Below are 25,682 nucleotides of genomic sequence, written 5' to 3' on the forward strand. Positions count from 1 at the left end.
TTCTAATTTTTTGGTTGGAGACTCAGCCGCTCTCGCCTATCTCTGAGTGACGTTGGTTGTTGGGGGCCTGAATGGCTGAGCTGAAGAATATCGAGGTGCGCGGTGCGCGCGAGCATAACCTCAAGAGCATTGATGTCGACATCCCACGGGATCAGCTGGTGGTGATCACTGGCCTGTCGGGCTCGGGTAAGTCTTCTTTGGCATTTGATACGATCTATGCCGAAGGGCAGCGCCGCTATGTCGAAAGCCTGTCGGCCTATGCGCGCCAGTTCCTCGATATGATGGAGAAGCCTGATGTGGATCACATTAGCGGACTAAGCCCCGCGATTTCGATCGAGCAGAAGACGACCTCAAAAAACCCGCGTTCAACCGTGGGCACCGTAACCGAGATCTACGACTATCTGCGCTTGCTCTTTGCCCGTGCTGGTACGCCTTACAGCCCGGCCACAGGATTGCCGATTGAGGCACAGCAGGTGCAGGACATGGTCGACCGGATCATGACGATGGAGGAGGGCACACGCGGCTATCTGCTGGCCCCCATCGTTCGTGATCGGAAAGGTGAATATCGGAAAGAATTCCTTGAGCTGCGCAAGCAGGGTTTTCAACGCGTCAAGGTAGATGGTGAGTTCTATGAATTGGATGAGCCGCCGACGCTGGACAAGAAGTTCCGCCACGATATCGACGTCGTTGTCGATCGTCTGGTGGTACGAGAGGGCATGGAAACACGCCTGGCCGACAGCCTAAGGACCGCACTGGATCTGGCGGACGGGATCGCAATCCTCGAAACCGCACCGAAGGAGGGCGACCCGGAACGCATCACATTCAGTGAGAATTTTGCCTGCCCGGTCAGTGGGTTCACCATCCCCGAGATCGAGCCGCGCCTGTTCTCATTCAACGCACCCTTTGGGGCTTGCCCCGATTGCGACGGGCTTGGGGTCGAACTGTTCTTTGATGAACGTCTGGTCGTGCCGGACCAGACATTGAAACTCTATGACGGGGCGCTTGCGCCCTGGCGGAAGGGTAAATCACCCTATTTTCTACAAACGATCGAAGCTATCGCGCGACATTACGAGTTTGACAAGAACACTCCCTGGAAGGACTTGCCCAAGAAAGTCCAGCAGGTGTTTCTGCGCGGGTCTGGTGATGAAGAGATCCAGTTCCGTTATGATGAAGGTGGCCGCGTCTATCAGGTTACCCGAAGCTTTGAAGGCGTCATCCCCAACATGGAGCGCCGCTATCGCGAGACTGACAGCGCCTGGATTCGCGAAGAATTCGAGCGCTATCAAAACAACCGACCCTGCGGCACATGCAAAGGCTACCGTCTGCGTGCTGAGGCGCTGGCCGTCAAAATTGCGGGTTTGCACGTTGGACAGGTCGTCGAAATGTCGATCCGCGAGGCGTTGGCCTGGGTCGAGGATGCCCCAAATCATCTGAGCGCACAAAAGAACGAGATCGCGCGCGCAATTCTCAAGGAAATTCGCGAGCGGTTGGGTTTTTTGAATAATGTTGGATTAGAGTATCTTACGATGTCTCGTTCAAGTGGTACCCTGTCCGGAGGTGAAAGTCAGCGTATCCGTCTGGCGAGCCAGATCGGCTCGGGCCTGACCGGGGTATTGTATGTACTCGACGAGCCATCGATTGGTCTGCACCAACGCGACAATGATCGTCTGCTGGGAACGCTTAAGAATTTGCGTGACCAGGGCAACACGGTCATCGTCGTTGAACATGACGAAGAGGCCATTCGCGAGGCGGATTATGTGTTTGATATCGGTCCCGGTGCAGGAGTGCATGGGGGACAGGTGGTCAGCCACGGTACGCCCGAGCATATCGCCGGCGATGCGGCCTCGATCACCGGTCAATATCTTTCGGGCACGCGCGAGATCCCGGTGCCGGTTGAGCGGCGAAAGGGTAAGAAGCAAAAAGTAGCCGTTGTTAACGCAACGGGAAACAACCTCAAGAACGTTACGGCCGAATTTCCGCTGGGAAAATTTGTTTGTGTGACCGGTGTGTCTGGCGGTGGAAAATCGACGCTGACGATTGAGACTTTGTTCAAAACCGCCTCGATGCGGTTGAACGGCGCTCGCCAGACACCGGCGCCCTGTGAAACGATCAAAGGGCTAGAGCATCTGGACAAGGTGATCGACATAGATCAGCGACCCATTGGCCGGACTCCACGTTCAAATCCAGCGACTTACACCGGGGCTTTCACCCCGATCCGAGACTGGTTTGCCGGGTTGCCAGAAGCCAAAGCGCGTGGATACAAGCCCGGGCGGTTCAGCTTTAACGTCAAAGGCGGCCGGTGCGAAGCGTGTCAGGGTGATGGCGTCATCAAGATCGAGATGCACTTTCTGCCTGATGTTTATGTCACCTGCGAAACCTGTAAAGGCGCGCGATACAACCGTGAGACGCTTGAGATCAAATTCAAGGGTAAGTCCATCGCGGATGTACTTGATATGACAGTGGAAGATGCGCAGGAGTTTTTTAAAGCGGTGCCATCGATCCGTGACAAGATGGATGCCTTGGCTCGCGTTGGGCTCGGCTACATCAAAGTTGGTCAACAGGCGACCACGCTCTCCGGTGGTGAGGCGCAGCGTGTAAAGCTCTCTAAAGAACTGAGCAAGCGATCAACGGGTCGAACGCTGTATATTTTGGACGAACCCACAACGGGTCTGCATTTCGAGGACGTGCGTAAGCTATTGGAAGTCCTGCACGAACTGGTCGACCAAGGAAATACTGTTGTTGTCATCGAACATAATCTCGATGTCGTAAAAACCGCCGACTGGATAATCGACATTGGCCCGGAAGGTGGCGATGGCGGAGGTCAGATTGTGGCTGAGGGTACGCCCGAAGACGTCGCTGAATGTGAGCGTAGCCACACTGGGCGTTATCTGAAGCCAATGCTGGATGGGCAAGCCGTAGCTGCCGAATAGGAACAGAGCGAGAGAAGAAAATGCTGCGAATTTTCTTCTCTGTTGCTTCGTAGAGCGCTGCGTTCTTAGGTTGTTCAGTCTCTGGACCGCTTCTCAAATCGCGGTAACATGGCGCTGAAATCGCGACCCAAGCCATTTTCTTGTTCGACAAACTGTTCATATAGCTTTGTCGCAACCTGTCCCATGGGCGTATCAGCGTCCGCACTTTCGGCAGCCTGTTGGCTGAGACGTAGGTCTTTCAACATCAGCTCGGCGGCGAAACCAGGGGTGTAGTTATTGTCGGATGGGCTTTCGGGTCCAACGCCTGGGGCAGGGCAATAGGCGTTCATTGTCCAGCTGTACCCTGACGAGGTGCTGACCACATCGAACATCTTTTGCCGGTCCAGTCCCAATTTATCAGCAAGCGCAAATGCCTCGCAGGTTGCGATCATCGTCACGCCGAGGATCATGTTGTTGCAGATTTTGGCGGCCTGACCCGCGCCAGCTTCACCGCAGTGAACCGCTTTTTGCCCCATGATTTCAAATAACGGAGCCGCCTTGGCAAAAGCTGCGTCAGATCCACCGGCCATAAAGGTCAAAGTGCCTGCAGCGGCCCCACCAATCCCGCCGGATACAGGTGCATCGACTGATAGCAGACCAGCCTGAGCAGCTTGCTGCGCCACCGCGCGGGCGCTGTCGACATCGACCGTAGAGCAGTCAATCAGAACCGCACCGTCTTGCATTGTCGGGACGACTTCATTGGCCACAGTGCGCAGAATCTGCCCGTTGGGAAGCATGGTGATGACGGCGTCGGCTTCCGCAGCTGCAGCGGCGCCAGAGGACGCCATGGAAACGCCTTCGATGGCGACATCAACTTGATCAAAGCCGATGACGTCATGGCCCGCGCGCGCCAGATTGGCCGCCATCGGGCCGCCCATGTTGCCAAGCCCTATGAATGCGATTTTCATCCCTTACTCCTCTGAAAAGCTTAAAGCATCCGCACCGAGCGGTTGCAGCATCTTGGACACCGCGACTGCAGGCACATCCAAATCAGCAAACTGCCATTTCGGGTTGCGATCCTTGTCGATGATCTGGGCGCGAATGCCTTCCAGAAAATCGCCATGCTCCATCGCGCGATAAGTAAACCGGTACTCCAGATCCAGCGCTTTTTGCAATGTCAGGCCGGTTCCGCGCAGCCGATGCAACATCTCGACAGCACAAGCCATGGAGATAGGAGAGTTTCGCTGCAGGGTGCCAAGAATTTTTGTCGAAAATTCTGTGTCATCGTTGCGCAAGCTGTTCAGGATATCGCTAAGGCTTTCTCCGCTGAATAGCCTGTCGATCTCGCCCTGCATTTCAGCCAAGGGGCTATCCGGTGCGGGCACTGCATGCTCATCCACCAGTTCCGCCCGTCCAGAGGCTTCCAACTGGTCTATCAGCCCCGCCCAATGCTCTTGGGGAATGAAATGGTCGGCAAACCCGGCATAGATCGCGTCTCCGGGCCCCATGCGGTGGCCAGTGGTGCCCAGATACTCGCCCAATCGCCCCGGCGCCAACGCCAACATCAGCGATCCGCCCACATCAGGAACCAGCCCGATTGAGCATTCCGGCATCGCGATCTTTGAGCTTTCTCCAACCACTCGATGGCTGCCATGGCACCCGATGCCAACCCCGCCACCCATGGTGAAACCTTGCAGGAAGCTCACCACTGGTTTTGAGTACTCAAAAATCAAGGCATTCAGGCGGTATTCGTCGCGCCAAAACGTTTGGCCATAAGCATAGTCCGCCTTGGTGCCGGTTGCATAAAGCTCGGCAATATCTCCGCCAGCGCAAAAGGCTTTGTCGCCTTCGGCATCGAGAATGATCAGATCGACTTGATCATCCTCACGCCAGTTGCGCAGAGCGGTATCGATGGCCATGCACATCTCATAGCTAAGGGCGTTCAGGGCGTGTGGTCGTGTCAGCGTGATGCGCCCGGCACGGCCTGTGGTGCGAATGTCGATATCGGACATCAAAGACCTCAGCGATTGGAGAGCATCTGGCGCGCAACGATCACGCGCATGATCTCGTTCGTGCCTTCCAGAATTTGGTGCACGCGCAGATCCCGCACCAGTTTCTCGATGCCATAATCCGCCAGATAGCCATATCCGCCGTGCAATTGCAGACACTGATCCACAACCTTCGATCCGGTTTCTGTTACGAATTTCTTGGCCATCGCACAGAATTTTGTGGCGTCTGGTGCGCCCTGATCAAGTTTCCACGCTGCCTGACGCAAGAATGTGCGCGCCGCCTGTAGCTCAATCTCCATATCTGCCAGTCGGAACTGCAGCGCTTGAAACTGATCGATCGATTGTCCAAAGGCCTTGCGCTCGGACATATACTGCAACGTCATGTCCAGACCGTTCTGAGCTGCCCCCAGCGAGCAGGAGGCGATGTTCAGGCGGCCACCGTCCAGCCCCATCATCGCGTATTTGAAACCGTCGCCTTCAGCCCCGACCAGATTGCCGGATGGAATTTTGCAATCGTCAAACTGAACTTGCGCGGTTGGCTGGCTTTTCCAACCCATTTTTTGTTCCAGCCCACCGAAACTCAGGCCCGGCGTGCCGTCTTCGACATAGACGGTAGAGATTCCTTTAGGGCCGTCTTCACCCGTGCGCACCATGCAGACATAGGCATCCGAATAGCCGCCGCCGGAAATGAACGCTTTTGTGCCGTTGAGCGTAAAGCCTTCATTGGTCCGTTCAGCGCGCGTTTTCAGCGCCGCAGCGTCCGATCCCGATCCGGGTTCCGTCAGGCAGTAGCTGAGGACGGTTTCGAGGCTGAGGATACTTGGCATAATGCGGTACTTCAGATCGTCACTGCCAAAGCTGTCCAGCATTTTGGCGCACATGTTGTGAATCGACAGGAATGCCGCGACCGAGGGGCAGGCCATCGATAGCGCTTCGAACACCAGTGTCGCATCCAATCGCGTCAAACCCGAACCACCAGCCTCTTCCGAGACATAAAGTCCACCAAATCCTAGTTCGCCGATTTTGGGCCAAAGCTCTTTGGGGATGGTTCCGTCTGCTTCCCACTGACGCGCGAAGGGGGCGACGTGGTCTTGGCCAAAGGCGTAGGCCATGTCGAAAATGGCCGTTTGTTCTTCGGTCAGCGCGAAATCCATGACGTGTGCTTCCTGATGGCTATAGAATTGAACGAGCGTTTTATTCTTCAATCCTTACAGAAATTTTTCAATGACGGCAAACCCGGCGATTTAGGGGATTTCTGGACGGTGAGGTATACTGCGGGAATTCTGCTTTCTTGATCATTACGGAGTATTCTTATGTCGTCACACAAGCTTGCTGTTATCGCGATTCACGGCATGGGCAGCCAGTACAATCCTCAGAACCAGCCCCCATCCACGACCCCAACGTTTTCCAAAGGGCTGAAACGACGCGTTTCGAACCGGGTCGGCGCGGATATGGATGATGTGATCTGGCACGAGGTGGTCTGGGCACAGATCCTGCAAGGGCGGCAAAAGGCATATCTGCGTAAGGTCAACCGCAGCCTAGGATACGACAAGCTGCGCGAGTTTGTAGTGTGCAATCTGTCGGATGCTGCTTCTTACCGACCAACTCCGGATGATGGCGATAAGATCTATGAGGCGATCCACAAGAAAATCGAGAATGTGATGGGGGTCGTCAAATACCAGGTCGGACCACAGGGGCCTGTACTGATCCTGGCGCATTCGCTGGGTGGGCACATAATGTCGAACTATATTTATGACATGCAAAGACATCTGCGCCAGGGTGGTTCACCGGTTCACCCGACAGATGTTGAAAACATGAAAACCGTTGCTGGCCTCGTGACGTTTGGGTGCAATATTCCGATTTTTCTGTTCGCATATCCCGAGAATGAGATTTTTCCGATCATGGCCCCGAACCGCGCGCTGCCGCCTGCGTTGCAGTTTTCGACCTGGTGGCGAAACTACTATGACAAGCATGATGTTTTGGGTTTTCCTTTGGGTAAAAGCGCGCCAAGCTATGAACAGCTCGCTCAAAGTGGGGCCTTGAAGGATAAGCCGATCAATGCGGGCAAAATCTTTACGTCGTGGAACCCGCTTTCGCATAACGGATACTGGACGGATCGCGATTTGTATGAACCCGTAGCGGACCGGATCAAGGAGATTTTGGCGGCGGTTTGACTTTATAGGTCGGCGTGAAATTCCTCGATCAGGTGCTTGACCACCGCCATGCCCGGATCATCCCCGCGCGCTAAAGCTTCAGCGTAAACACGGCGTTGGCGGGTGGCGGAGGTGCCATTTTCTGCGATCTGCCGAAGTCGGGCGAGTTCGGTCATGGTGCCCAATGCCTCGGTGTCTTCGGCCAACATGCCCATCAGCTCTCCGATCAGTTCAGCCATCGGCTTGATTGAGCGATCACCGAAATCGATCAGACCTTCGCCCACACCGTAGCGCTGCGCGCGCCAACGGTTTTCGCCGATCAGAAACTTATCATATTGCCGCCAACGAAGATTGCGGTCTTTCAGGCGGCACAGCATCCGGGTCAGCGCCTGCACTAGCGCTGCAAGCGAAAGCGTATGTTCAAGCCTTGGCTGTACGTCCATGATGCGTGTTTCTAGGGTGGGGAACCGGTGAGATGGACGTAGGTCCCACCAGATCTTCGAGGTATCCTCGATAACGCCGAGTTCGACCAGCACGCCGGTGGTGCGTTCGTATTCGCCCCAACTGCTGAACACCGGGGGCAGACCGGTCCGGGGCAGATTGTCGAACACGGTGAGCCTATAGGAGGAAAGCCCGGTATCTTCGCCGTTCCAATAAGGAGACGAGGTCGACAACGCCAGCAGATGGGGCAGAAAGTAAGAAAGCTGGGGTACCAGGTCGGCGCGCAAGGCTTGATCTTCGACGCCCACATGCACGTGCATTCCGCAGATCAGCATCCGCCGCGCCACGCCGCCCAAAGCATGCTGCAGGGCGTCATAGCGTTCTTTCCGTGTATGGTGTTGATCTTTCCAGTTCGCAAACGGATGGCAAGAGACCGCGATCGGAGCCAGATTATACTCGGACGCACGTTTTGATACACAAGAACGCAGGCGCTTTAGATCTTCGCGCGCCGATCTGATCGTAGCATGTGGGCGGGTCCCGACTTCGATCTGGCACTGCAGAAATTCCGGGCTGACCTGGCCTTCGAAATCTGCCTGACAAGCTTCCATCAATGCTGCGGGCGCCTCGGCGAGCTGCAGACTGTCTTGATCGACCAGCAGGTATTCCTCTTCAATGCCGATCGTGAATTCCTGCTGCATGGCGGCCCTCGTTGGTCAATTCACATCAGTGAATACGGAAATTAGCGTTTTGCCAAGGGTTTGACCTGTCGGTTCTTGCAGAGGTCCTGCGTGCACAGGTAAAGAGCGGGCGCAACGCAATGTGGAGCCGTCCTCGTGAAACCCAGAAAATTTCCGCAGATCAATGCCGCCCTGGATGAGTTGGGCGTTAAGCTGATCGACAAGGTTACAGAACAGGATGAACGGGCGCGGCTCGAAGCGTTCGAACGGGCAGGGGGATTGAACAGGGCTGCCTATGCCCTGTCACCGGGGATGGACGGATTCGATATCGCGCAACTGATCAAAGAGTATACGCGCCATGCCGATGAGCTTGCTGCGTTGAAGGACCCGGCGCGAAACCAAACCGGTTATTACACCGGCAACGGATATTACGATAGCCCGGATGCGGATGCGCTTTACTTGATGATCCGCCGCTTTCAGCCCAAGCGCGTGATCGAGGTCGGCTGCGGGAACTCTACCCGCGTGACGCGGCAGGCGATCATAGATGGTGGTTTGGATACGACGATCACGGCAATTGATCCGTACCCGCGCGCAGATATCGCCCATGTCGTCGATCAGTTTGAGCAGAAGCGACTGGAAGAAGTAGATCCCGCGCTGTTCGATCAGCTTGAGGCTGGGGATGTTCTGTTCATCGATTCAAGCCATGTGGTTCGGATGAGCAACGATGTCGCCCATCTATTCTGTCGGATCATTCCGGCGCTGAAACCCGGCGTTGTCATTCATGTCCACGATGTTTTTCTGCCTTATGAATATCCCAAACGGTTCTTCTATGACTGCCCAGGATGGGGTGAGCAGTACATGTTGCACGCCTTGCTGCAATCCGGTTTCTATTCAATGCTTTGGCCCGGATATTACCTTCAGCAGGATCGCCCCGACGCCGTCGCAGCGCTGCCGTTTCTAGAAGAGGGCCGTGCGCAGAGCATCTGGGTTCAGCTCAAAGAAAATTGATTTCTGTGTGATCCGGTTCGAACCCAGGCCCGTAACCCTTTCCATAACAAGCTGGAGAGGAGTTAACAGCCATGTTCCGCCGCACATTCATGGGCGCTGCCGCCGCATTTGCACTTGCACTGCCCGTCAAGGCACAGGCCGCTGATATCGTAGATACCGCAGTTGCTGCCGGGTCTTTCAACACCCTGGTTGCTGCCGTTCAGGCCGCGGGCCTGGTTGATACGCTGAAAGGCGATGGGCCCTTCACCGTCTTTGCACCCACGGATGAAGCTTTTGCAGCTCTGCCTGAAGGCACTGTTGAAACCCTACTTCTGCCAGAAAACAAGGACCAGTTGGTGTCGATCCTGACCTACCATGTCGTGCCAGCCAAAGTGATGTCCGGCGACATTGCAGGAAAGCGCGCGAAGGTTCTGACCGTGCAAGGCGACCGACTAAGCGTGAACGCAAAAAATGGCGTGAAAGTTAATGGTGCCAAAGTTGTGCAGGCCGACATCGAAGCCAGCAACGGCGTCATTCACGTTGTCGACGAAGTGATCATTCCCGAATAAATCTACCACCTTCACGAAAACAAAAGCCCCGTTCCTGATGGACGGGGCTTTTTTGTGTTTCGTGTAGAAACTCGCCGTTTAGACCAAACGTACCTGAGTACCGACCTTTACCAGCGGATACAGCTCTTCAACGTGCTGGTTATAGAGACCAATACAGCCGGACGAGCTCTGACGTCCAATCTTGCGGGTATCATAGGTGCCGTGAACCAGGTAGGCAGGCCAGCCAAGATACATAGCGCGAGTTCCCAATGGGTTTCCAGGTTCACCACCCTCCATGCGAATTGGCAACGAGGGATCGCGCTCGCGCATTGATGGGGTTGGTGTCCAGCTTGGGTTCTCCGCCTTGCGTGTGACTTTGGTATAGCCGCGCTTGGTCAGCTCTTCGCTCATCGGGACAGAACTGGGGTACAGCTTGTAGGTTCCATCCGGCCCCCAGTAATGAACAGCCCGGCTGGTGATATCGGCCAACAATGCGCCGACGCCCAACTCGTCAAAGTGATCCTGCCAATTCTGCTGCGAGAACGATGAAACGTTACGACGTACTGGAAGCTGCGTGCTGATTGCTTCCTCGGTCTGTGGGAAAGCATCAGTGCTTTGAGCACGCACGATGGCAGGGGCCGCAATCAGCGATGCAGCGCCCAAAAGGGCGTGACGACGGGTAAAACGATTTTGGGACAAGGTTGCCTCCAGGAAGTTATGAGCTGCTCGGATAGTTGAATTACCGATAAAATATTAGTGATTGCCTGCTTTTTCCAGAGGGCGACCTCTGAATTTCTTGTGAGGTACGCGATCAGGCAGCAACTGGCGCATGCACGAAAAAACCCGACCCATGTAGGGCCGGGTTTCCTGATTTGTAAGCTGAATGATCAGTCCATCGCTTTGAAGTTGAACTCGCCACCTTCCTTGATGCCCGACGGCCAGCGCGATGTCACTGTTTTGGTGCGGGTGTAGAACTTGAAGCTGTCCGGACCGTGCTGGTTCAGGTCGCCGAACATCGATTTCTTCCAGCCGCCAAAAGTGTGGTAGGCCAGCGGAACCGGGATCGGAACGTTGATGCCGACCATGCCGATGTTCACACGGCTGGCAAAGTCACGCGCCGTATCACCGTCGCGGGTGAAGATCGCAGTGCCGTTGCCGTATTCATGATCCATCGCCAGTTTCAACGCCTCTTCATAAGAACCCGCGCGTACGGTCGACAGGACCGGGCCAAAGATCTCTTGCTTGTAGATATCCATGTCGGGAGTGACGTTGTCGAACAGGTGCGGGCCGACAAAGAAGCCATCCTCATAGCCCTGCAGGCTGAAGTCGCGGTTGTCGACAACCAGCTTCGCGCCCTGCTCAACGCCCGAGTTGATCAGGCCAAGGATACGCTCTTTCGCGGCAGCAGTAACAACCGGACCCATGTCTACGTCGTCGCCCGCTGTGTAGGGGCCGACTTTCAGCTTCTCCACGCGAGGGATCAGTTTTTCGATCAGTGCGTCTGCGGTTTCTTCGCCCACAGGCACGGCCACCGAGATTGCCATGCAGCGTTCGCCAGCCGCGCCGAAACCTGCACCGACCAGCGCATCAGCAGCCTGATCCAGATCGGCGTCAGGCATAACGATCATGTGGTTCTTAGCGCCACCGAAACACTGCGCGCGTTTGCCGTTGGCGGTTGCACGAGCATAGATGTACTGCGCGATCGGGGTTGAACCCACGAATGACACGCCCTGAATGATTTCGCTGTCCAGCAGGGTGTCCACGGCCTCTTTGTCACCGTTTACGACTTGGAACACGCCCTTGGGCAGACCAGCTTCGACAAACAGCTCTGCCAGCATCAATGGAACAGAGGGGTCGCGCTCGGACGGCTTTAGAACAACTGCGTTGCCGCAGGCCAGTGCCGGGCCAACGTGCCACAGTGGCATCATTGCGGGGAAGTTGAATGGCATGATCGAAGCGACCACGCCCAGCGGCTGACGCATTGAATACATATCGATGCCCGGGCCCGCGCTGTCGGTGAACTCACCTTTCAGCATCTGGGGCGCGCCGATGCAGTATTCTATCACTTCCAGACCACGCTGCAGATCACCCTTGGCGTCCGGGATGGTTTTACCGTGCTCGCGGCTGAGAGCCTCGGCCAGCTTGTCCATGTTGCGGTTCATCAAACCAACCATCGCCATCATAACGCGCGCGCGCTTCTGCGGGTTGGTTGCGCCCCAAGCGACCTGAGCTGCTGCAGCGTCTTCGATCGCAGCGGTGGTCTCGGCGACACTGGCCATCGGGCATTGGTACTGCACTTCACCCGTTGCTGGGTTGAATACATTGTCAAAGCGGCCAGATGTGCCAGCGACATTTTCGCCGTTGATGAAATGGGTCAGGTTCTGCATTGCAAACTCCTCCGGATTAAGTTGCGCGAAGAATAGACTTGCGAAAATCACCTGAACAGAGGCAATATTTCAAATCAGTTTTGCAAAAATGCAAAGGGTAGAGCATGACGCCGAATTGGGATGATTTGCGGGTTTTCCTAGCGGTCGCGCGCGATGAAAGCCTTTCGGGTGCGGGGCGGGTTCTCAAGATAGACCCGGCGACAGTCGGGCGCAGAATCGCGCGGCTCGAAGCGGCATTGGACGCGGTGTTGTTCACGAAATCACAGCAGGGCTATGTGTTGACGACTGCAGGACAACGCCTGATGGAGCATGGGCTGCAGGCGGAAGAAGCTATGCGCGCAGCGACTGGTGTCATGTCAGGCTCTGCCAAATCGCTAAGCGGTCAGATCCGAATTGGTGCCCCGGATGGTAGTGCCAATTACCTGTTGCCACAGGTCTGCGCCAAGATCAGCGATGCCAATCCTGATCTCGACATTCAGATCCTGGCGTTGCCGCGCATCATCAACCTATCCCGGCGAGAGGCCGACATGGCGGTAACAGTCAGTGCGCCCACCGCAGGGAAACTGCTGGTGCAGAAGATATCCGACTATCGGCTGCATATGGTCGCAACGAAGGAATACCTGAGTCGTCACGCCGAAATTCGATCCATCGAGGATCTAAAAGGGCATCGGATGATAGGCTATATTCCGGACATGATTTTCGACCGCGAGCTGGACTATCTCAACGACATTGGTGTTGAACGTGTCGCGCTTGCATCAAACTCTGTTTCCGTTCAGCTGCGACAAGTTTCGCTGGGAACAGGGGTCTGCGTGGCACATGATTTCACATTGCCGTTCCATCGGGGATTGCAGAAAATCCTGACGGATCAGGTCAGTCTGACCCGGGGGTTCTATCTGGTCCGCCATCAGGGCGATCAGCGCAATGAGCGGTTGAACCACTTTGCCGAGGCGTTGACGCGCGGAATACGGGACGAAGTAGCGCGGCTTGAGCGCGAAGCTTCACCTTGACACATTCACACATTCCGGCAACGCTTTGGAAAACAGTACGTAATTCCGGAGGTTTTCGCTTATGCTTGTACAGGCCATTCTCAAATCCAAGGCCAGCGGCGGTGTGGAGACGGTCGAGCCAACGGCATCCGTTTCTCAGGCTGCCAAGATTCTTGCGGAAAAGCGGATTGGTACTGTGGTCATTTCCAAGGATGGGGGGCAGACGGCAGCGGGCATTTTATCCGAACGAGACATTGTTCGCGAGTTGGCTGCCAGCGGCAGCGGATGCTTGGATAAACCCGTTAGCAACTATATGACCAAGCAACTTGTGACCGCCAGCCAGCAGGATACTGTTGAGTCTATCCTGTCCCAGATGACCGAAGGACGATTTCGCCACATGCCTGTATTGGAAGATGGCAAACTGGTCGGCATCGTTACGCTGGGTGATGCGGTCAAGGCGCAACTGGCTGAACTTGCTATGGAAAAAGACGCGCTTGAAGGCATGATCATGGGGCACTGAACGCGGGGGCTGTTTCAGCCTCTTGCACCTGCGGCAAAGTTATGTTTGCTTGCGCAGAAATATTGTTGCGCTGGAGAGCCCAATGCGGGTTGGATTATATCCCGGTACTTTCGACCCTATCACCATGGGTCATATAGACATTATTCGCCGCGCGGCTGCGCTGGTGGATAAGCTCGTCATTGGTGTTGCTATCAACCGGGACAAGGGCCCGCTGTTTTCTTTGGAAGAGCGTGTCGCGATGATCGAGGCCGAATGCGCCCATCTAACCGAGCAGACTGGCACCGAGATTGTCGCGCATCCGTTTGAAAACCTGCTGATCGATTGCGCCCGCGATGTAGGCGCTCAGATCATCGTGCGCGGACTGCGTGCGGTTGCGGATTTCGAGTATGAATTCCAGATGGTTGGGATGAATCGCGCGTTGGACGACTCGATTGAGACCGTGTTCTTGATGGCAGAGGCACGGCATCAAGCCATTGCGTCGAAACTGGTCAAAGAAATCGCCAGATTGAACGGGGACGTGTCAAAATTCGTCACGCCCCGCGTTAATTCCGCCTTGAAAGAGCGGTTAGGATAGCGCGCCCATCGCGGCGGCAGTGTCCAGCATCCGGTTCGAGAAGCCCCATTCGTTGTCGTACCATGCAAGCACACGAACCAATGTGCCGTCAGTTACTTTGGTTTCAGCCAGTGAAACCGTCGAGCTATGCGAGTCGTGGTTGAAATCGATCGAGATCAAGGGGCGATTCTCGGCCGCCAGCACACCGGGGATTTTGGCGGCGGCTTCTACAAAGAGGGCATTGACCTCTTCTTCGGTCGTCGGTCGCGAAACCTCAGCAACCAGATCAACGACTGAGACATTGGGCGTGGGGACACGAATGGCTTGCCCGGTCAACTTACCAGCAAGCTGCGGCAGAACCAGACCAACAGCCGATGCCGCGCCAGTTGTCGTCGGAATCATCGACAGCGCAGCTGCGCGCGACAGGTAGGGGTCTTTGCCCGCAGTGTCGTGAACCGGTTGGCTGGCCGTATATGCATGAACTGTGGTCATGTTGCCGTGTTTGATACCTAGTCCTGCGTCCAAAGCCGCCGCGACCGGCGACAGGCAGTTGGTGGTGCACGAGGCATTGGAAACAACGATATCGTCGGCGGTTAACTCATGATCGTTCACGCCGAACACGACTGTCTTCACGCCGCCGTCGCCACGGGCAGGGGCCGAGATCAACACTTTCTTTGATCCGTTTTTCAGGTGCCGCTCAGCTGCTTCACGGGTCCGGAAAACACCGGTGCATTCCAGAACCACATCCACATCAGACCAGTCCAGTGCTTCGGGATCACGCTCGCTGGTCAGCCGGATGGGCCCAGCACCCACGTCCAGACCTGCATCAGTCAGAGTTACGGGATTGGAATAGCGTCCATGCACGCTGTCGAACTCGAACAGATGTGCGTTCATTTCGGGCTTTGCCAGATCGTTGATTGCGATGATTTCAACATCAGTACGTCCGGATTCCATGACGGCCCGAAGAACGCCGCGCCCGATCCGTCCAAATCCATTGATTGCCAGCTTGAGTGTCATAATGCGCTCCGTCAGAACATGGTCCATAGATGGTTAGCGCTAACAAAGCCAGATTGGCGCGAAAGTCAAGAAAAACCTCTGTCAGCGCCAGAAGGCGAGCCAATCCAGGAAATCGTAGAGCTTCTTGCCCAGGAACAGCAGGTGTTCGGTGCCGAATAGTGCCACGTCCAGCATCAGACCGCCCAGAATTAGGATTCCAAGCCAGATGGCGATTTGATTTGTCATTTCTGCGCCCTGAACGAAAATGCCCGCTCAGATAACCTGAGCGGGCATAAAGGTACAAGCTATGTCCAAAGGGTCAGTTAAGGCGGCCCATCGCGACGGCGACATCCGCCATACGCACCGAGAATCCCCATTCGTTGTCATACCACGCCAGCACGCGCACCATACGGTTGTCGACCACACGGGTCTGATCCGGCGCGAAGATCGAGCTTTCTTCGGTATGGTTAAAATCGGTCGAAACCAGCGGCGCAGGCTCATACCCTAGAACGCGCTGCATCGGGCCTTTTGCTGCCTCTTCGACGATGGCGTTAACTTCTTCGACAGTGACGTCGCGCGAGGCGCGGAATGATAGATCAACGGCCGAGACGTTTGGAGTGGGCACGCGGATGGCCGAGCCGTCCAGGCGCCCTTTGAGGTTCGGCAGAACCTCTCCCAGTGCTGCAGCGGCGCCAGTGGACGTCGGGATCATCGACATGGCGGCAGCGCGGGCGCGATAAAGATCGCTGTGGCGACGGTCCAGCGTCGGTTGGTCGCCGGTATAGGCGTGAATCGTGGTCATGATGCCATGCTCGATGCCGATACCTTCGTCCAGAACCTTGGCAAGCGGAGCAAGGCAGTTGGTGGTGCAAGAACCGTTCGACACCATATTGTCGTTTGCGGTCAGGCTGTTGTGGTTCACACCAAATACGATGGTCTTGTCGACATTTTTGCCGGGAGCCGACAGCAGAACCTTACCAGCGCCGCGCTCAAGATGGGTTTTGGCTTTCAGGCCGTCGTTGAATTTACCGGTGCATTCCAGAACGACATCGCAGCCTTCCCAGTCCAGCTCGTTCATATCGTAGGTCGAGAACATCTCCATCGGGCCGCGACCCAGATCCATGGTGTTGCCTTCGACCGAGACGTCGCGTGGGAAACGTCCATGGATGCTGTCGTATTTCAACAGATGCGCCGAGGTTTCCAGCGGGCCGGTGGCGTTGACCTTGATCACTTCGATGTCGTTGCGCGCCGATGCGGCGATGTGCGACAGAGTACAGCGGCCGATGCGGCCAAAACCATTGATACCGACCTTGATGGTCATCCGACGTCTCCAAAAATGCGCTTGCGTTGCAGGCCATATAGCCGCGAATATTGAATCTCAAAAGGGCAAAAATGGCATATTTTTAAGGTGTTAGCGCAAACCTGCGCCGATTGCGCTAACGCTTGCGCTAGCCGTTGGATCAGGTAGGGTCCGATCGAACAGATGAATGGAAAGGAAGCGCGATGAGTGGTCTGTTGGCCCTGTTGGACGACGTGGCGGGCATTGCAAAGGTTGCGGCGGCCTCGGTGGACGATGTGGTGGCCGCTGCCGGCAAGGCTGGGGCCAAGACTGCGGGTGTGATCATTGACGATGCGGCCGTGACGCCCAAATACGTTCAGGGTTTTGCCCCGGCGCGGGAACTGCCGATCATCTGGCGCATCGCGCGCGGATCGATTTTCAACAAGATCATTCTGTTGTTGCCAGTGGCATTGCTACTAGCCAATTTTGCGCCTTGGTTGATCACACCGCTGCTTATGCTCGGTGGTTCATATCTGTGTTTCGAGGGGGCCGAGAAGATTTTTCATGTCCTGTTTCCACATGGGAGCCATGCGATAGACGAAGATATGAAAAATCCTGATCCTGGCCATCTGGAAGAAAAGAAGGTGAAGGGTGCGATCAAGACTGACTTTATTCTGTCTGCTGAAATCATGACCATCGCTTTGGCGGCCATTGAAGCACCGAATGTGTGGATGCAAGCCGCGACGCTGGCCGTGGTGGGCGTTGGGGTCACCGTCGCCGTTTATGGCTCGGTCGCTCTGATCGTGAAAATGGATGATGTCGGCCTGTATTTGGCGCAAAACGCGCCGACGCCGATAGGGCGCGGAACGGGAAGGGGCCTCGTCAAAGCGATGCCCGTTGTTATGAAAGTTCTGTCTATCGTTGGTACTGCTGCGATGCTGTGGGTCGGCGGGTCGATCATGATCCACGGTATGGAGGTCCTGGGCTTTGGCTGGCTGGGCCATCACATTTACGACTGGGCAAATGCTGCGAGTCATGCTGTGTCTGAACAATGGGCAGGCGCGGTAAAGTGGATCGCGAAGGCGACGATGGATGGTGTATTCGGTCTGGCCTATGGGCTGGCGCTGATACCGGTGGCAACCAAGCTGCTGTCCCCCGCGATCAGCGCGATTTCGGGATCTGCGAATAAACACTGAAATCAGGATCATGTGACGTGAGGTTTCATCTGGCACAACGGTAAGAGCGGGGTAAGTTCCAATCGAAGCATATCCGGTGTGAGATCGATGACTAAACTCAGCCTTTCCCAAGTCCTTGCCAGTTCAGATCGGTTGAACGGGATGCTGCAGTTTCCGGTACCGCCAAACTGGATGCAAGGCCGCACAACATATGGCGGCTTCTCGTCTGCCTTGCTGCTGGCTGCTGCGAGAAATGCGGTCGATGTTCTGCCTCCATTACGCTCGGCCCTGATCAATTTTACCGCGCCCATCGGTTCACCTCCGCTGATCGAAACCGAGGTGCTTCGCAATGGGCGGAATGTCACGACGATCAATACACGAGCAAGGATTGAGGGGAATACAGCCGCACTTGGGACATTTACGTTTGGCAAGGCACAGGACAGCCATGTGGCGTTCGAACATCCGGCTAAGGCAGAGATACAGCCAGAGATCACAGAACACTATTTCCCGCCAGATTTGCCAAAACTTCCCATCGCATTTCTTGAGAACTTCGACGTTCGGTTGATCGACGGGGCGCGGCCATTTGCTGGTGCAGAGCGTGGCTATGTGAAGGTTTGGGCGCGCCATAATGATGCCGATATGCGCGATAGGATCGAAGGGTTGATCGCAATTGCGGACCTGTTGCCACCGGCCATATTCCCGACATTGAAGAAGCCGGGAAACAACTCATCAATGAACTGGATTTTCAACGTGCTATCCGAAGATATTCATACTCGCGATGGATGGTGGTTGATGGAACATCAATTGACAGCTGGACATGACGGCTACAGCTCTCAGGTCATGCGGATGTGGAACACCGATGGTGATCTAATTGTCGATGGTATGCAGTCAGTAATAATTTTCGTCTAACAAAAAAGGCCCCGGTTTTAACCGAGGCCTTCTGACTAATTTGGGTAGGTTCAACCCAGCAGTTCTTTGACCTTGGCGACTGTTGCCTCGGTCGTGATGCCAAAATGCTTGTAGAGCTCTCCGGCGGGTGCCGACGCACCAAAGCTGGACATGCCGATGAACCCGGCTTTGGCCTCGCGACCACGCTCGCCCAGAAGCCAACGGTCCCAGCCTCCGGCGCGAACCGCAGCCTCGATACCGACGCGGACGGCTCCCGCAGGCAATACGCGCTTGCGGTAGGCTTCGTCTTGTTCGGCAAACAGCTCCATACAGGGCATGGAAACGACCCGAGTGCCGATGCCTTCGGCCTCAAGTATTGCTTTAGCTTCCATCGCCAGCGAAACCTCGGAACCTGTGGCAATCAGAATCGCCTGACGCTTGTTTTCTGCGTCAGCCAATACATAAGCGCCTTGCGCGGTCAGGTTTTTGGCTTTGTGCTGGGTCCGAACAGTTGGCACGCCTTGACGGGTCAGCGACAAAACCGAGGGGCTGTCCTTGAAGGTCAGCGCCAATTCCCAGGCTTCGGCGGTCTCAATCGTATCCGCGGGGCGGAACACATAAGTGTTCGGCGTCGCGCGCGAGATCGCCAGATGTTCCACCGGTTGGTGCGTCGGACCGTCTTCGCCCAGACCAATCGAGTCGTGGGTCATCACGAACACCGTCGGGATCTTCATAAGTGCAGCCAAACGCATCGAGGGCCGCGCATAGTCGGTGAAGGCCATGAACGTACCGCCATACGGGCGAATGCCACCATGCAGCGCCATACCGTTCATAGCAGCGGCCATACCGTGTTCACGAATGCCGTAATGGATATACCGACCCTTGCGGTTTTCCGGAAGGAACACGCCCATATCAGCCGATTTGGTGTTGTTCGATCCAGTCAGGTCAGCCGAGCCGCCAATGGTTTCGGGCATGATCGGGTTAACGACATTCAACACCTTCTCTGAAGAGGCGCGTGTGGCCAGCTTTGGCTGGTCTTCCGACATCTGTTTCTTGAACGACCGGATGGCGCCGGCCAGCTTCTTTGGTGCCTCAAACGCATAGGCGCGGTTGAATTCGGCTTGTTTACGTTCGGAGACTTGCGCAAAACGCTCCTCCCACGCTGCGCGCTCGGCTTTGCCACGTGCACCAATGGCCTCCCAAGCGGCTTTGACCTCAGCAGGGATGACGAACGCATCATGCGGCCAGTCATATGCTTCTTTGGCGGCGTTCAACTGATCCTGATCGGTCAGAGCGCCATGGCCTTTTGAAGTGTCCTGCGCCGCGTGACCCAGTGCAATGTGGCTTTCACAAGCAATCATCGTCGGTTTGTTCGACTTCTTCGCCTGCACGATGGCCGCATCGATGGCCTTGGGGTCGTGGCCGTCAATCTCAAGCACATGCCAGCCCGAGGCCGCAAAACGGCGCACCTGATCGGTGCGGTCGGCGATGTCGACTGTGCCGTCGATGGTGATGTTGTTGTTATCCCAGAAGACGATCAGTTTGCTTAGCTCGTGGCGACCGGCCAAAGTGATCGCCTCTTGGCTGACGCCTTCCATCAGGCAGCCGTCGCCCGCAATCACGTAGGTATAGTGATCAACGATCTTCTTGCCATAATGCGCACGCTGAATTTCCTCGGCCATCGCAAAGCCAACGGCATTCGAAATGCCCTGACCCAAAGGTCCGGTAGTGGTTTCGACACCATCGATCAGGAAGTTCTCGGGGTGCCCGGCAGTTTTGGCGCCCAATTGACGGAAGTTCTTGATCTCTTCCAGCGTAACATCGCCATGACCGGTGAGATACAGCAGCGAATAGACCAGCATCGAACCGTGACCCGCCGATAGGATGAACCGATCGCGGTCCGGCCAGTTCGGGGCAGTGGCGTCGAATTTGAGGTGCTTTTCGAACAATACGGTCGCAACATCGGCCATGCCCATCGGCATACCGGAATGGCCGGAATTGGCGGCGGCGACAGCGTCGAGGGTCAGGGTGCGGATGGCCGCAGCCTTGTCCCAGTGTTCGGGGTTGGCATTGCGCAGCGCAGTCAGGTCCACGGGCGTAGTTCCTTTGGTTTACGGGCAGATGGGCGCTGAATACCATCCGATTGTCAAAGTGCAAGCAGAACCGCGTGGCACACCGAATTGGCGCTTCAAGAGCGGTGTGCAAGTGGTTGAAACCAAACAGTGGGTATTTTCTGTCGCATTCCGTTAGACTAGGGCTGAGCGCCGCCGCTTTTGATTCGGGTAGGCGAATATCAGAACGAACCTTGATAAAGAGGTGACACAGGCATGAGTCAGATCGAAGAACTACAACGCCGTATTATCACCGCGATGGAGCGGATCGGTAATGGTGTCGAGGCCTTGCACGATGCTGGATCCGCAGCCGGTGATGACACGTCGCTGCGAACGGCGCTTGAAGAAGAGCGGGTGGCCAATGCCCAGCTTGAGGAACGGCTGAAAACGATCAAAGAGAGACACGCGCAAGAGATTGACGCGCTGCGTGCGCAACCGGCACCGAGTTCGGAAGTGGATGCGCTGCGTGCGCAATTGGCCGAGGCGACCTCTCAGCTCGCCACGGTTGAGGCTGCGCGGGCCGAGTTGGCGGATGCCAAGGCTGCGCTTGAAAACACGGACGAAGTCGAGGGCTTGAAGGCTGAGATTGAGACTCTGCGATCACATCAGGGCGCCGCAGAAGAGGCCAATACGTTGCGCGCGCAGGTCGAGAAACTGACCCCAATCGCGGATCGCGCGGAAGAGATGGAGGCCGAATTGGCGCGTCTGCGGGCTGAACTGGTCGATAGCGAGCGGTTAACCGAACTCAATGCCGAGCTTGAGATGCTGCGCGCGGAACGGGCTAGCCATGGGGCCGCGATGTCCCGGTTGGATGATGATTTGCAACGGCTTCGCAATGCAAACGATCAGCTCCGGAGCGCTGTCGATGAATTACGCGCCGCCGCAGAGGACGGTGTCACGGATGCTGACATGCTGAACCGGGCCACGACAGCCGAATTAGAAGCCATACGTGCCGCGCGCGCGTCGGACGCAGCCGAAGCGCATGCGGTCCTGGCTCGACTTGAGCCATTGCTAAGTCATGCCAATCTGGCCGAGGGAGAGGTGGAATAATGCCCGAAGTAACCATTCATATCGGTGGCCGCGGCTTTGATGTCTCGTGCCAGGACGGTGAAGAACCGTTTCTGCAAGCGGCAGCCAGACTGCTGGATGATGAGGCTCAGGTTTTGTCGGACCAGATCGGACGTATGCCGGAATCGCGGATGCTGCTGATGGCGGGACTCATGTTGGCAGACAAGGCAGCCGCGCATGAAGATCGCATGAAACTGGCCGAGGCCAAGCTGGTTGAATTGGAGACCGAATTGAAGCGGCTCCGCAGCCAACCGCAGCCGGAACCTGAACGGATCGAGGTCGCGGTAGTGCCGCCATCTGTCACGGATACGCTGGCTGAAATGGCGGCGCGCGCCGAAGCCCTGGCGGCAGTCATTGAAGAAAGGACGGCCTAATGCCGATCGCCCGAATGGCCTTTTGCGCGGCCGTCGTCTCGCTGACTGGCACGATGGCAAAGGCCGATATCGACATTCTGTCCGTGACGTTTATCTGTGAAAACAACACGCAAGTGCCGGTGTCCTACTTTAACGCCTCAAATGGCGATGGGGCGGCTGCGATGATGATCGATGATCAGTTGATCCCCATGAAACAGGTTCCAAGCGGTTCGGGCATCCGGTATGAATCCGTCGGAGGGGCAGGGACATACACCCTGCGCTCCAAGGGGTGGGATGCCACGATCAGCCATCAGGCCGAAGGCGACACAGCCCCGGAACTCGTATTGTTCAAGGACTGTAGCAGCCGATAGCTTACGCGTTTGCTTCGCGGATTTTGTCCGCAGCGTCTTTATTGTAGCCCACACTGTTTTCATCGAACAGTGTGTCTAGCTCGCCCGACAGCGTCATTTCAGTGATAATGTCGCAACCGCCGACAAACTCGCCTTTGACATAAAGCTGAGGCACGGTTGGCCAGTCGGAGTAGTCCTTGATGCCCTGGCGCACAGCTTCGTCAGCCAGAACGTTCACATCGGTGTATTCGACACCCATGTAATTCAGAACACCGGCCACCCGGGATGAGAACCCGCACTGCGGCATCTCTTTGGTGCCTTTCATGTAAAGCACCACATCGTTGGCTTTGACGGTTTCGTCGATCTGGGTCTTAACGTCGCTCATCTTGCTTTTCCTTTTCATCCGCTTGCGCGGCGGTCGTTCGGTTATCGGGCAGTTCAGGTGCCCATCCTTCTTCTTCAAGCCGCCGGTGTTCTGCTTGTGCAAGCGTCACCGGATCAAGCCCGTATCGTTCAATTCCCCCAACCTTGCTAAGCGTATCGGGGTCAGGGCGCATATCCGACAGTTTTCGTTTTCTGTTGCGTTTGACATAGGCTTCGATGAGGGCGGCGACAACTATCAATGCACCAAGAAGAGATATCCAGAAGGGCCAGCCACTCATCTTTTCAAAGCCACTTAGGCGCTTTTTTGAAAGTAGTGCTGTGTCATTCAGGTACCTTCGTCGTCAACGCCAGCGCGTGCAATTCCCCATCAGATCCATCCATCTTGCCTTTCAGCGCAGCGTAAACCGCACGCTGTTGCTGAACGCGGTTTTTGCCGCGAAAGCTTTCGTCCACGACCATGGCGGACATGTGCACGCCATCGCTGCCACCAACCTGAATTTCCGCATTGGGAAAGCTTTCGCGCAGCAGGGTTTCGATCTCGTGGGCGCTCATCGGCATGTAGGTTCACTCCTGAAGGTCTTTCCCAAGATGTAGAGTGATGAGAGCGGGCGTGCAAGATGTCGAGCATCTTTCAGATACGCGAATCCCGCGCCTATGGAAGACGCGGGAATTCTGGAATTCGGAAGAGACGATTTATCAGGCGACCGCGGCGGCAAAGCTCTGGCGGAAGGTCTCGGTCAGTTCTGCCAAAGGAGCTTCGGAATTGCCGATCTTCACGCTGTCACCGGTAAATCGACCAACCGAGACCAGCGGGACACCAGCCTGACCGGCAGCGATCATTAGCGCCTCGGCTTGATCGAAGTTGCACGCCACAAGATAACGGGCCTGGTCTTCGCCGAATAGGAACTCGGATGATGCATCATCCAGGCAAACGCCTACGCCTGCAGCTTCAGCAAGTTCAAACGCAGCCAGTGCAAGGCCTCCATCGCTCAGATCAGTACATGCTTTGATCATCTCGCGATTGGCACGGATGAATTCCCCGTTGCGCGCCTCTGCAGCCAGATCAACGTGCGGCGCGTCTCCGTCCTCGCGGTTGAATACCTCGGCCAGCAGGGCGGACTGACCCATATGGCCGTTGGTTTCGCCGATGACCAGCGCAACATGGCCATCCCGAACCTCGTTTCCGATGATCTCGTCGCTATGAGCAAGAAGACCAACCGCGCCGATGGTGGGGGTTGGCAGGATCGCCTGACCGTCTGTCTCGTTATAAAGAGAGACGTTGCCCGACACGATGGGCATATCCAGCGCACCAACGGCGGCACCGATACCTTGGATCGCGCCGACGAACTGACCCATGATCTCGGGCTTTTCGGGGTTCCCGAAGTTCAGGTTGTCTGTGGTGGCAAGTGGTTTGGCCCCCACGGCGGTCAGGTTGCGATAGGCCTCGGCCACCGCTTGTTTGCCGCCTTCCACCGGGTTTGCACGGACATAGCGCGGGGTTACGTCGCTGGTAAAGGCTAGCACCTTGTCGGTGCCATGTACGCGGACCATGCCAGCGCCCAGACCCGGCGTGCGAGTTGAATCCGCCATGACCATGGTGTCGTATTGCTCATAGACCCATTGTTTGCCTGCGTAATTGGGTGAAGAGAGCAGGGCGCGCAGACCGTCGATCGGATCGATCTGTGGTACGTCTTCCAGTGGCGCGGACTCAGGGGTCGGTTCCCACGGGCGGTCGTATTCAGGCGCGGTCGAGGACAGTTTAGACAGGACCAGATCGGCTTTGATCTCACCATTGTGCATGATCAGGAAACGGTCTTCGGCAATGGTTTCGCCTACGATGGCAAAATCGAGGTCCCATTTTTCGAACACGGCGCGGGCCTCGGCCTCAAGCTCAGGTTTGAGGACCATCAGCATCCGTTCCTGAGATTCTGACAGCATCATTTCATAGGCTGTCATGTTCTCTTCGCGCTGAGGTACGTTTTCCAGATCAAGGCGCACGCCAAGGCCGCCCTTATCGCCCATTTCCACGGCAGAACAGGTCAGGCCCGCCGCGCCCATGTCCTGGATCGAGATCACGGCACCGGTCTGCATCAGTTCCAGCGTTGCTTCCATCAGGCGCTTTTCGGTGAAGGGGTCGCCGACCTGAACGGTGGGGCGTTTTTCTTCGATGGTGTCATCGAATTCGGCCGATGCCATGGTTGCTCCGCCCACACCGTCACGACCGGTTTTTGCGCCCAGATAGACGACGGGCATCCCAACGCCCGAAGCGGCCGAGTAGAAAATCTTGTCACTGTCAGCCAGACCAGCGGCAAACGCGTTCACAAGGCAGTTGCCGTTATAGGCCGGGTGGAACCGAACTTCGCCACCCACGCAAGGCACACCGAAGCAGTTGCCGTAGCCGCCAATACCCTCGACCACTCCGTTCACCAATTGGCGCGTCTTATGGTGGCCTGGCTCGCCAAAGGACAGTGCGTTCATCGAGGCGATGGGCCGTGCGCCCATGGTAAAAACATCCCGCAGGATGCCGCCCACGCCGGTCGCCGCGCCCTGATAGGGTTCGATATACGAGGGGTGGTTGTGGCTTTCCATCTTGAACACCACGGCCTGACCGTCGCCGATATCGACGACACCCGCATTCTCGCCTGGGCCGCAGATAACCTGAGGGCCAGAGGTTGGAAGGGTGCGCAACCATTTCTTGGATGACTTATAAGAACAATGCTCGTTCCACATCGCTGAAAAGATGCCAAGCTCGGTAAAGGTCGGCTCACGCCCGATGATCTCAAGGATCATGTCGTATTCCTCGGGCTTGAGCCCATGTGCGGCAATCAGATCGGGTGTGATGGCGGGCTCTTGCATCTTCTGTCCTGTGTCCAAGTGGGCCGAGATTGCGGGCCTTTTAGGGCAATGG

The 25,682-nt window shown here is 56.3% G+C and carries 26 protein-coding genes; 12 read left to right on the forward strand and 14 right to left on the reverse strand.

The genetic code is table 11. The features are described from left to right. The first annotated feature begins 71 nt into the window (after positions 1 to 71). Positions 72 to 2,930, forward strand: a complete 2,859-nt coding sequence (uvrA, locus tag ACR0CZ_RS10325) for an excinuclease ABC subunit UvrA (protein ID WP_170393202.1) — start codon at positions 72 to 74, stop codon at positions 2,928 to 2,930. Positions 2,931 to 3,004: 74 nt separating this feature from the next. Here the strand turns inward: uvrA and mmsB are convergent, their stop codons facing one another. The 3 genes from mmsB to ACR0CZ_RS10340 are packed head-to-tail and all read right to left on the reverse strand — an operon-like array spanning position 3,005 to position 6,072. Further along, entirely contained in the window at positions 3,005 to 3,877 is an 873-nt protein-coding gene (mmsB, locus tag ACR0CZ_RS10330) for a 3-hydroxyisobutyrate dehydrogenase (protein WP_170393201.1), read from the reverse strand. A gap of 3 nt (positions 3,878 to 3,880) precedes the next feature. Further along, positions 3,881 to 4,921: an enoyl-CoA hydratase/isomerase family protein gene (locus tag ACR0CZ_RS10335; RefSeq protein ID WP_170393200.1), complete on the reverse strand. Its 1,041-nt coding sequence runs from the start codon at positions 4,919 to 4,921 to the stop codon at positions 3,881 to 3,883. 8 nt (positions 4,922 to 4,929) lie between these two features. After that, positions 4,930 to 6,072, reverse strand: coding sequence for an acyl-CoA dehydrogenase family protein (locus ACR0CZ_RS10340; protein WP_170393199.1), 1,143 nt, complete (start codon positions 6,070 to 6,072; stop codon positions 4,930 to 4,932). A gap of 159 nt (positions 6,073 to 6,231) precedes the next feature. On the opposite strand from ACR0CZ_RS10340, the gene ACR0CZ_RS10345 reads away from it, so the two are divergent. Beyond that, the gene (locus ACR0CZ_RS10345) at positions 6,232 to 7,092 is read left to right on the forward strand and encodes a hypothetical protein (protein WP_170393198.1); all 861 of its coding nucleotides are present in this window, start codon (positions 6,232 to 6,234) and stop codon (positions 7,090 to 7,092) included. Between the two features lie 2 nt (positions 7,093 to 7,094). Here the strand turns inward: ACR0CZ_RS10345 and ACR0CZ_RS10350 are convergent, their stop codons facing one another. Beyond that, positions 7,095 to 8,210, reverse strand: coding sequence for a carboxylate-amine ligase (locus ACR0CZ_RS10350; protein WP_170393197.1), 1,116 nt, complete (start codon positions 8,208 to 8,210; stop codon positions 7,095 to 7,097). A 135-nt stretch (positions 8,211 to 8,345) separates the two neighbouring features. Between ACR0CZ_RS10350 and ACR0CZ_RS10355 the strand changes: the two genes are divergently transcribed. Together ACR0CZ_RS10355 and ACR0CZ_RS10360 are read left to right on the forward strand one after the other, a co-directional pair. Then, positions 8,346 to 9,197 (forward strand): class I SAM-dependent methyltransferase, encoded by an 852-nt coding sequence (locus tag ACR0CZ_RS10355; protein ID WP_170393196.1) that lies wholly within the window; start codon positions 8,346 to 8,348, stop codon positions 9,195 to 9,197. A 71-nt stretch (positions 9,198 to 9,268) separates the two neighbouring features. Beyond that, on the forward strand, positions 9,269 to 9,745 hold the full coding sequence (locus ACR0CZ_RS10360; RefSeq protein WP_170393195.1) for a fasciclin domain-containing protein: 477 nt from the start codon (positions 9,269 to 9,271) through the stop codon (positions 9,743 to 9,745). A gap of 78 nt (positions 9,746 to 9,823) precedes the next feature. Here the strand turns inward: ACR0CZ_RS10360 and ACR0CZ_RS10365 are convergent, their stop codons facing one another. After that, positions 9,824 to 10,423: a L,D-transpeptidase gene (locus tag ACR0CZ_RS10365; protein WP_170393194.1), complete on the reverse strand. Its 600-nt coding sequence runs from the start codon at positions 10,421 to 10,423 to the stop codon at positions 9,824 to 9,826. 188 nt (positions 10,424 to 10,611) lie between these two features. Next, a complete protein-coding gene (locus ACR0CZ_RS10370; protein WP_170393193.1) occupies positions 10,612 to 12,111 on the reverse strand; it encodes a CoA-acylating methylmalonate-semialdehyde dehydrogenase in 1,500 nt (499 codons plus the stop codon). A 104-nt stretch (positions 12,112 to 12,215) separates the two neighbouring features. Between ACR0CZ_RS10370 and ACR0CZ_RS10375 the strand changes: the two genes are divergently transcribed. The 3 genes from ACR0CZ_RS10375 (at position 12,216) to coaD (ending at position 14,191) form a co-directional block, all read left to right on the forward strand. Further along, positions 12,216 to 13,118: a LysR family transcriptional regulator gene (locus ACR0CZ_RS10375; RefSeq protein ID WP_170393192.1), complete on the forward strand. Its 903-nt coding sequence runs from the start codon at positions 12,216 to 12,218 to the stop codon at positions 13,116 to 13,118. Positions 13,119 to 13,179: 61 nt separating this feature from the next. Beyond that, entirely contained in the window at positions 13,180 to 13,617 is a 438-nt protein-coding gene (locus ACR0CZ_RS10380) for a CBS domain-containing protein (RefSeq protein ID WP_170393191.1), read from the forward strand. An 82-nt stretch (positions 13,618 to 13,699) separates the two neighbouring features. After that, entirely contained in the window at positions 13,700 to 14,191 is a 492-nt protein-coding gene (coaD, locus tag ACR0CZ_RS10385) for a pantetheine-phosphate adenylyltransferase (RefSeq protein WP_170393190.1), read from the forward strand. Here the strand turns inward: coaD and gap (ACR0CZ_RS10390) are convergent. The 3 genes from gap (ACR0CZ_RS10390) to gap (ACR0CZ_RS10400) form a co-directional block, all read right to left on the reverse strand. Then, positions 14,183 to 15,187, reverse strand: coding sequence for a type I glyceraldehyde-3-phosphate dehydrogenase (gene gap / locus ACR0CZ_RS10390; protein ID WP_170393189.1), 1,005 nt, complete (start codon positions 15,185 to 15,187; stop codon positions 14,183 to 14,185). The genes coaD and gap (ACR0CZ_RS10390) overlap by 9 nt on opposite strands. 81 nt (positions 15,188 to 15,268) lie before the next feature. Beyond that, positions 15,269 to 15,412 (reverse strand): hypothetical protein, encoded by a 144-nt coding sequence (locus tag ACR0CZ_RS10395; protein ID WP_010439846.1) that lies wholly within the window; start codon positions 15,410 to 15,412, stop codon positions 15,269 to 15,271. A 73-nt stretch (positions 15,413 to 15,485) separates the two neighbouring features. Further along, positions 15,486 to 16,487, reverse strand: a complete 1,002-nt coding sequence (gene gap, locus ACR0CZ_RS10400) for a type I glyceraldehyde-3-phosphate dehydrogenase (protein WP_170393188.1) — start codon at positions 16,485 to 16,487, stop codon at positions 15,486 to 15,488. Between the two features lie 182 nt (positions 16,488 to 16,669). Here gap (ACR0CZ_RS10400) and ACR0CZ_RS10405 point away from each other — a divergent pair, with 182 nt between their 5' ends. Together ACR0CZ_RS10405 and ACR0CZ_RS10410 are read left to right on the forward strand one after the other, a co-directional pair. After that, positions 16,670 to 17,641 carry a DUF808 domain-containing protein gene (locus ACR0CZ_RS10405; RefSeq protein ID WP_170393187.1) on the forward strand — a complete coding sequence of 324 codons (972 nt, stop codon included), beginning with the start codon at positions 16,670 to 16,672 and terminating at the stop codon, positions 17,639 to 17,641. A gap of 87 nt (positions 17,642 to 17,728) precedes the next feature. Next, positions 17,729 to 18,529 (forward strand): thioesterase family protein, encoded by an 801-nt coding sequence (locus ACR0CZ_RS10410; protein ID WP_170465398.1) that lies wholly within the window; start codon positions 17,729 to 17,731, stop codon positions 18,527 to 18,529. 50 nt (positions 18,530 to 18,579) lie between these two features. Here the strand turns inward: ACR0CZ_RS10410 and tkt are convergent, their stop codons facing one another. After that, entirely contained in the window at positions 18,580 to 20,601 is a 2,022-nt protein-coding gene (tkt, locus tag ACR0CZ_RS10415; protein ID WP_170393185.1) for a transketolase, read from the reverse strand. Between the two features lie 234 nt (positions 20,602 to 20,835). Between tkt and ACR0CZ_RS10420 the strand changes: the two genes are divergently transcribed. From ACR0CZ_RS10420 to ACR0CZ_RS10430, 3 genes are read left to right on the forward strand one after another with little or no spacing between them, the layout of a single operon-like run. Beyond that, complete coding sequence (locus ACR0CZ_RS10420) at positions 20,836 to 21,669, forward strand: coiled-coil domain-containing protein (protein ID WP_170393184.1); 834 nt, start codon at positions 20,836 to 20,838, stop codon at positions 21,667 to 21,669. Continuing rightward, positions 21,669 to 22,061: a cell division protein ZapA gene (locus ACR0CZ_RS10425; protein WP_170393183.1), complete on the forward strand. Its 393-nt coding sequence runs from the start codon at positions 21,669 to 21,671 to the stop codon at positions 22,059 to 22,061. Before ACR0CZ_RS10420 ends, ACR0CZ_RS10425 begins: the two co-directional genes overlap by 1 nt. Beyond that, positions 22,061 to 22,411: an MliC family protein gene (locus tag ACR0CZ_RS10430; protein WP_170393182.1), complete on the forward strand. Its 351-nt coding sequence runs from the start codon at positions 22,061 to 22,063 to the stop codon at positions 22,409 to 22,411. The genes ACR0CZ_RS10425 and ACR0CZ_RS10430 overlap by 1 nt, the downstream gene beginning before the upstream one ends. A 1-nt stretch (position 22,412) precedes the next feature. Here the strand turns inward: ACR0CZ_RS10430 and grxD are convergent, their stop codons facing one another. The 4 genes from grxD to purL form a co-directional block, all read right to left on the reverse strand. Further along, the gene (grxD, locus tag ACR0CZ_RS10435) at positions 22,413 to 22,775 is read right to left on the reverse strand and encodes a Grx4 family monothiol glutaredoxin (RefSeq protein WP_170393181.1); all 363 of its coding nucleotides are present in this window, start codon (positions 22,773 to 22,775) and stop codon (positions 22,413 to 22,415) included. Next, positions 22,762 to 23,052 (reverse strand): hypothetical protein, encoded by a 291-nt coding sequence (locus ACR0CZ_RS10440; RefSeq protein WP_170393180.1) that lies wholly within the window; start codon positions 23,050 to 23,052, stop codon positions 22,762 to 22,764. The genes grxD and ACR0CZ_RS10440 overlap by 14 nt, the downstream gene beginning before the upstream one ends. A gap of 43 nt (positions 23,053 to 23,095) precedes the next feature. Then, positions 23,096 to 23,332 (reverse strand): BolA/IbaG family iron-sulfur metabolism protein, encoded by a 237-nt coding sequence (locus tag ACR0CZ_RS10445; protein ID WP_170393179.1) that lies wholly within the window; start codon positions 23,330 to 23,332, stop codon positions 23,096 to 23,098. 138 nt (positions 23,333 to 23,470) lie between these two features. Continuing rightward, positions 23,471 to 25,630 (reverse strand): phosphoribosylformylglycinamidine synthase subunit PurL, encoded by a 2,160-nt coding sequence (gene purL, locus ACR0CZ_RS10450; protein WP_170393178.1) that lies wholly within the window; start codon positions 25,628 to 25,630, stop codon positions 23,471 to 23,473. Between the last annotated feature and the right edge of the window lie 52 nt (positions 25,631 to 25,682).

Source organism: Ruegeria sp. H9 (assembly GCF_056532915.1).

What these genes read in the sequence shown, in the direction of transcription:
- ACR0CZ_RS10345 (WP_170393198.1), top strand. Translation starts at nt 6,232, where the DNA reads ATGTCGTCACACAAGCTTGCTGTTATCGCGATTCACGGCATGGGCAGC.
- mmsB (WP_170393201.1), bottom strand. Translation starts at nt 3,877, where the DNA reads ATGAAAATCGCATTCATAGGGCTTGGCAACATGGGCGGCCCGATGGCG.
- ACR0CZ_RS10440 (WP_170393180.1), bottom strand. Translation starts at nt 23,052, where the DNA reads ATGAGTGGCTGGCCCTTCTGGATATCTCTTCTTGGTGCATTGATAGTT.
- ACR0CZ_RS10335 (WP_170393200.1), bottom strand. Translation starts at nt 4,921, where the DNA reads ATGTCCGATATCGACATTCGCACCACAGGCCGTGCCGGGCGCATCACG.
- ACR0CZ_RS10445 (WP_170393179.1), bottom strand. Translation starts at nt 23,332, where the DNA reads ATGCCGATGAGCGCCCACGAGATCGAAACCCTGCTGCGCGAAAGCTTT.
- ACR0CZ_RS10420 (WP_170393184.1), top strand. Translation starts at nt 20,836, where the DNA reads ATGAGTCAGATCGAAGAACTACAACGCCGTATTATCACCGCGATGGAG.
- ACR0CZ_RS10375 (WP_170393192.1), top strand. Translation starts at nt 12,216, where the DNA reads ATGACGCCGAATTGGGATGATTTGCGGGTTTTCCTAGCGGTCGCGCGC.
- gap (WP_170393188.1), bottom strand. Translation starts at nt 16,487, where the DNA reads ATGACCATCAAGGTCGGTATCAATGGTTTTGGCCGCATCGGCCGCTGT.
- gap (WP_170393189.1), bottom strand. Translation starts at nt 15,187, where the DNA reads ATGACACTCAAGCTGGCAATCAATGGATTTGGACGGATCGGGCGCGGC.
- ACR0CZ_RS10360 (WP_170393195.1), top strand. Translation starts at nt 9,269, where the DNA reads ATGTTCCGCCGCACATTCATGGGCGCTGCCGCCGCATTTGCACTTGCA.
- ACR0CZ_RS10405 (WP_170393187.1), top strand. Translation starts at nt 16,670, where the DNA reads ATGAGTGGTCTGTTGGCCCTGTTGGACGACGTGGCGGGCATTGCAAAG.
- coaD (WP_170393190.1), top strand. Translation starts at nt 13,700, where the DNA reads ATGCGGGTTGGATTATATCCCGGTACTTTCGACCCTATCACCATGGGT.
- ACR0CZ_RS10430 (WP_170393182.1), top strand. Translation starts at nt 22,061, where the DNA reads ATGCCGATCGCCCGAATGGCCTTTTGCGCGGCCGTCGTCTCGCTGACT.
- ACR0CZ_RS10380 (WP_170393191.1), top strand. Translation starts at nt 13,180, where the DNA reads ATGCTTGTACAGGCCATTCTCAAATCCAAGGCCAGCGGCGGTGTGGAG.
- ACR0CZ_RS10350 (WP_170393197.1), bottom strand. Translation starts at nt 8,210, where the DNA reads ATGCAGCAGGAATTCACGATCGGCATTGAAGAGGAATACCTGCTGGTC.
- ACR0CZ_RS10395 (WP_010439846.1), bottom strand. Translation starts at nt 15,412, where the DNA reads ATGACAAATCAAATCGCCATCTGGCTTGGAATCCTAATTCTGGGCGGT.
- purL (WP_170393178.1), bottom strand. Translation starts at nt 25,630, where the DNA reads ATGCAAGAGCCCGCCATCACACCCGATCTGATTGCCGCACATGGGCTC.
- uvrA (WP_170393202.1), top strand. Translation starts at nt 72, where the DNA reads ATGGCTGAGCTGAAGAATATCGAGGTGCGCGGTGCGCGCGAGCATAAC.
- ACR0CZ_RS10410 (WP_170465398.1), top strand. Translation starts at nt 17,729, where the DNA reads ATGACTAAACTCAGCCTTTCCCAAGTCCTTGCCAGTTCAGATCGGTTG.
- ACR0CZ_RS10370 (WP_170393193.1), bottom strand. Translation starts at nt 12,111, where the DNA reads ATGCAGAACCTGACCCATTTCATCAACGGCGAAAATGTCGCTGGCACA.
- grxD (WP_170393181.1), bottom strand. Translation starts at nt 22,775, where the DNA reads ATGAGCGACGTTAAGACCCAGATCGACGAAACCGTCAAAGCCAACGAT.
- ACR0CZ_RS10425 (WP_170393183.1), top strand. Translation starts at nt 21,669, where the DNA reads ATGCCCGAAGTAACCATTCATATCGGTGGCCGCGGCTTTGATGTCTCG.
- ACR0CZ_RS10340 (WP_170393199.1), bottom strand. Translation starts at nt 6,072, where the DNA reads ATGGATTTCGCGCTGACCGAAGAACAAACGGCCATTTTCGACATGGCC.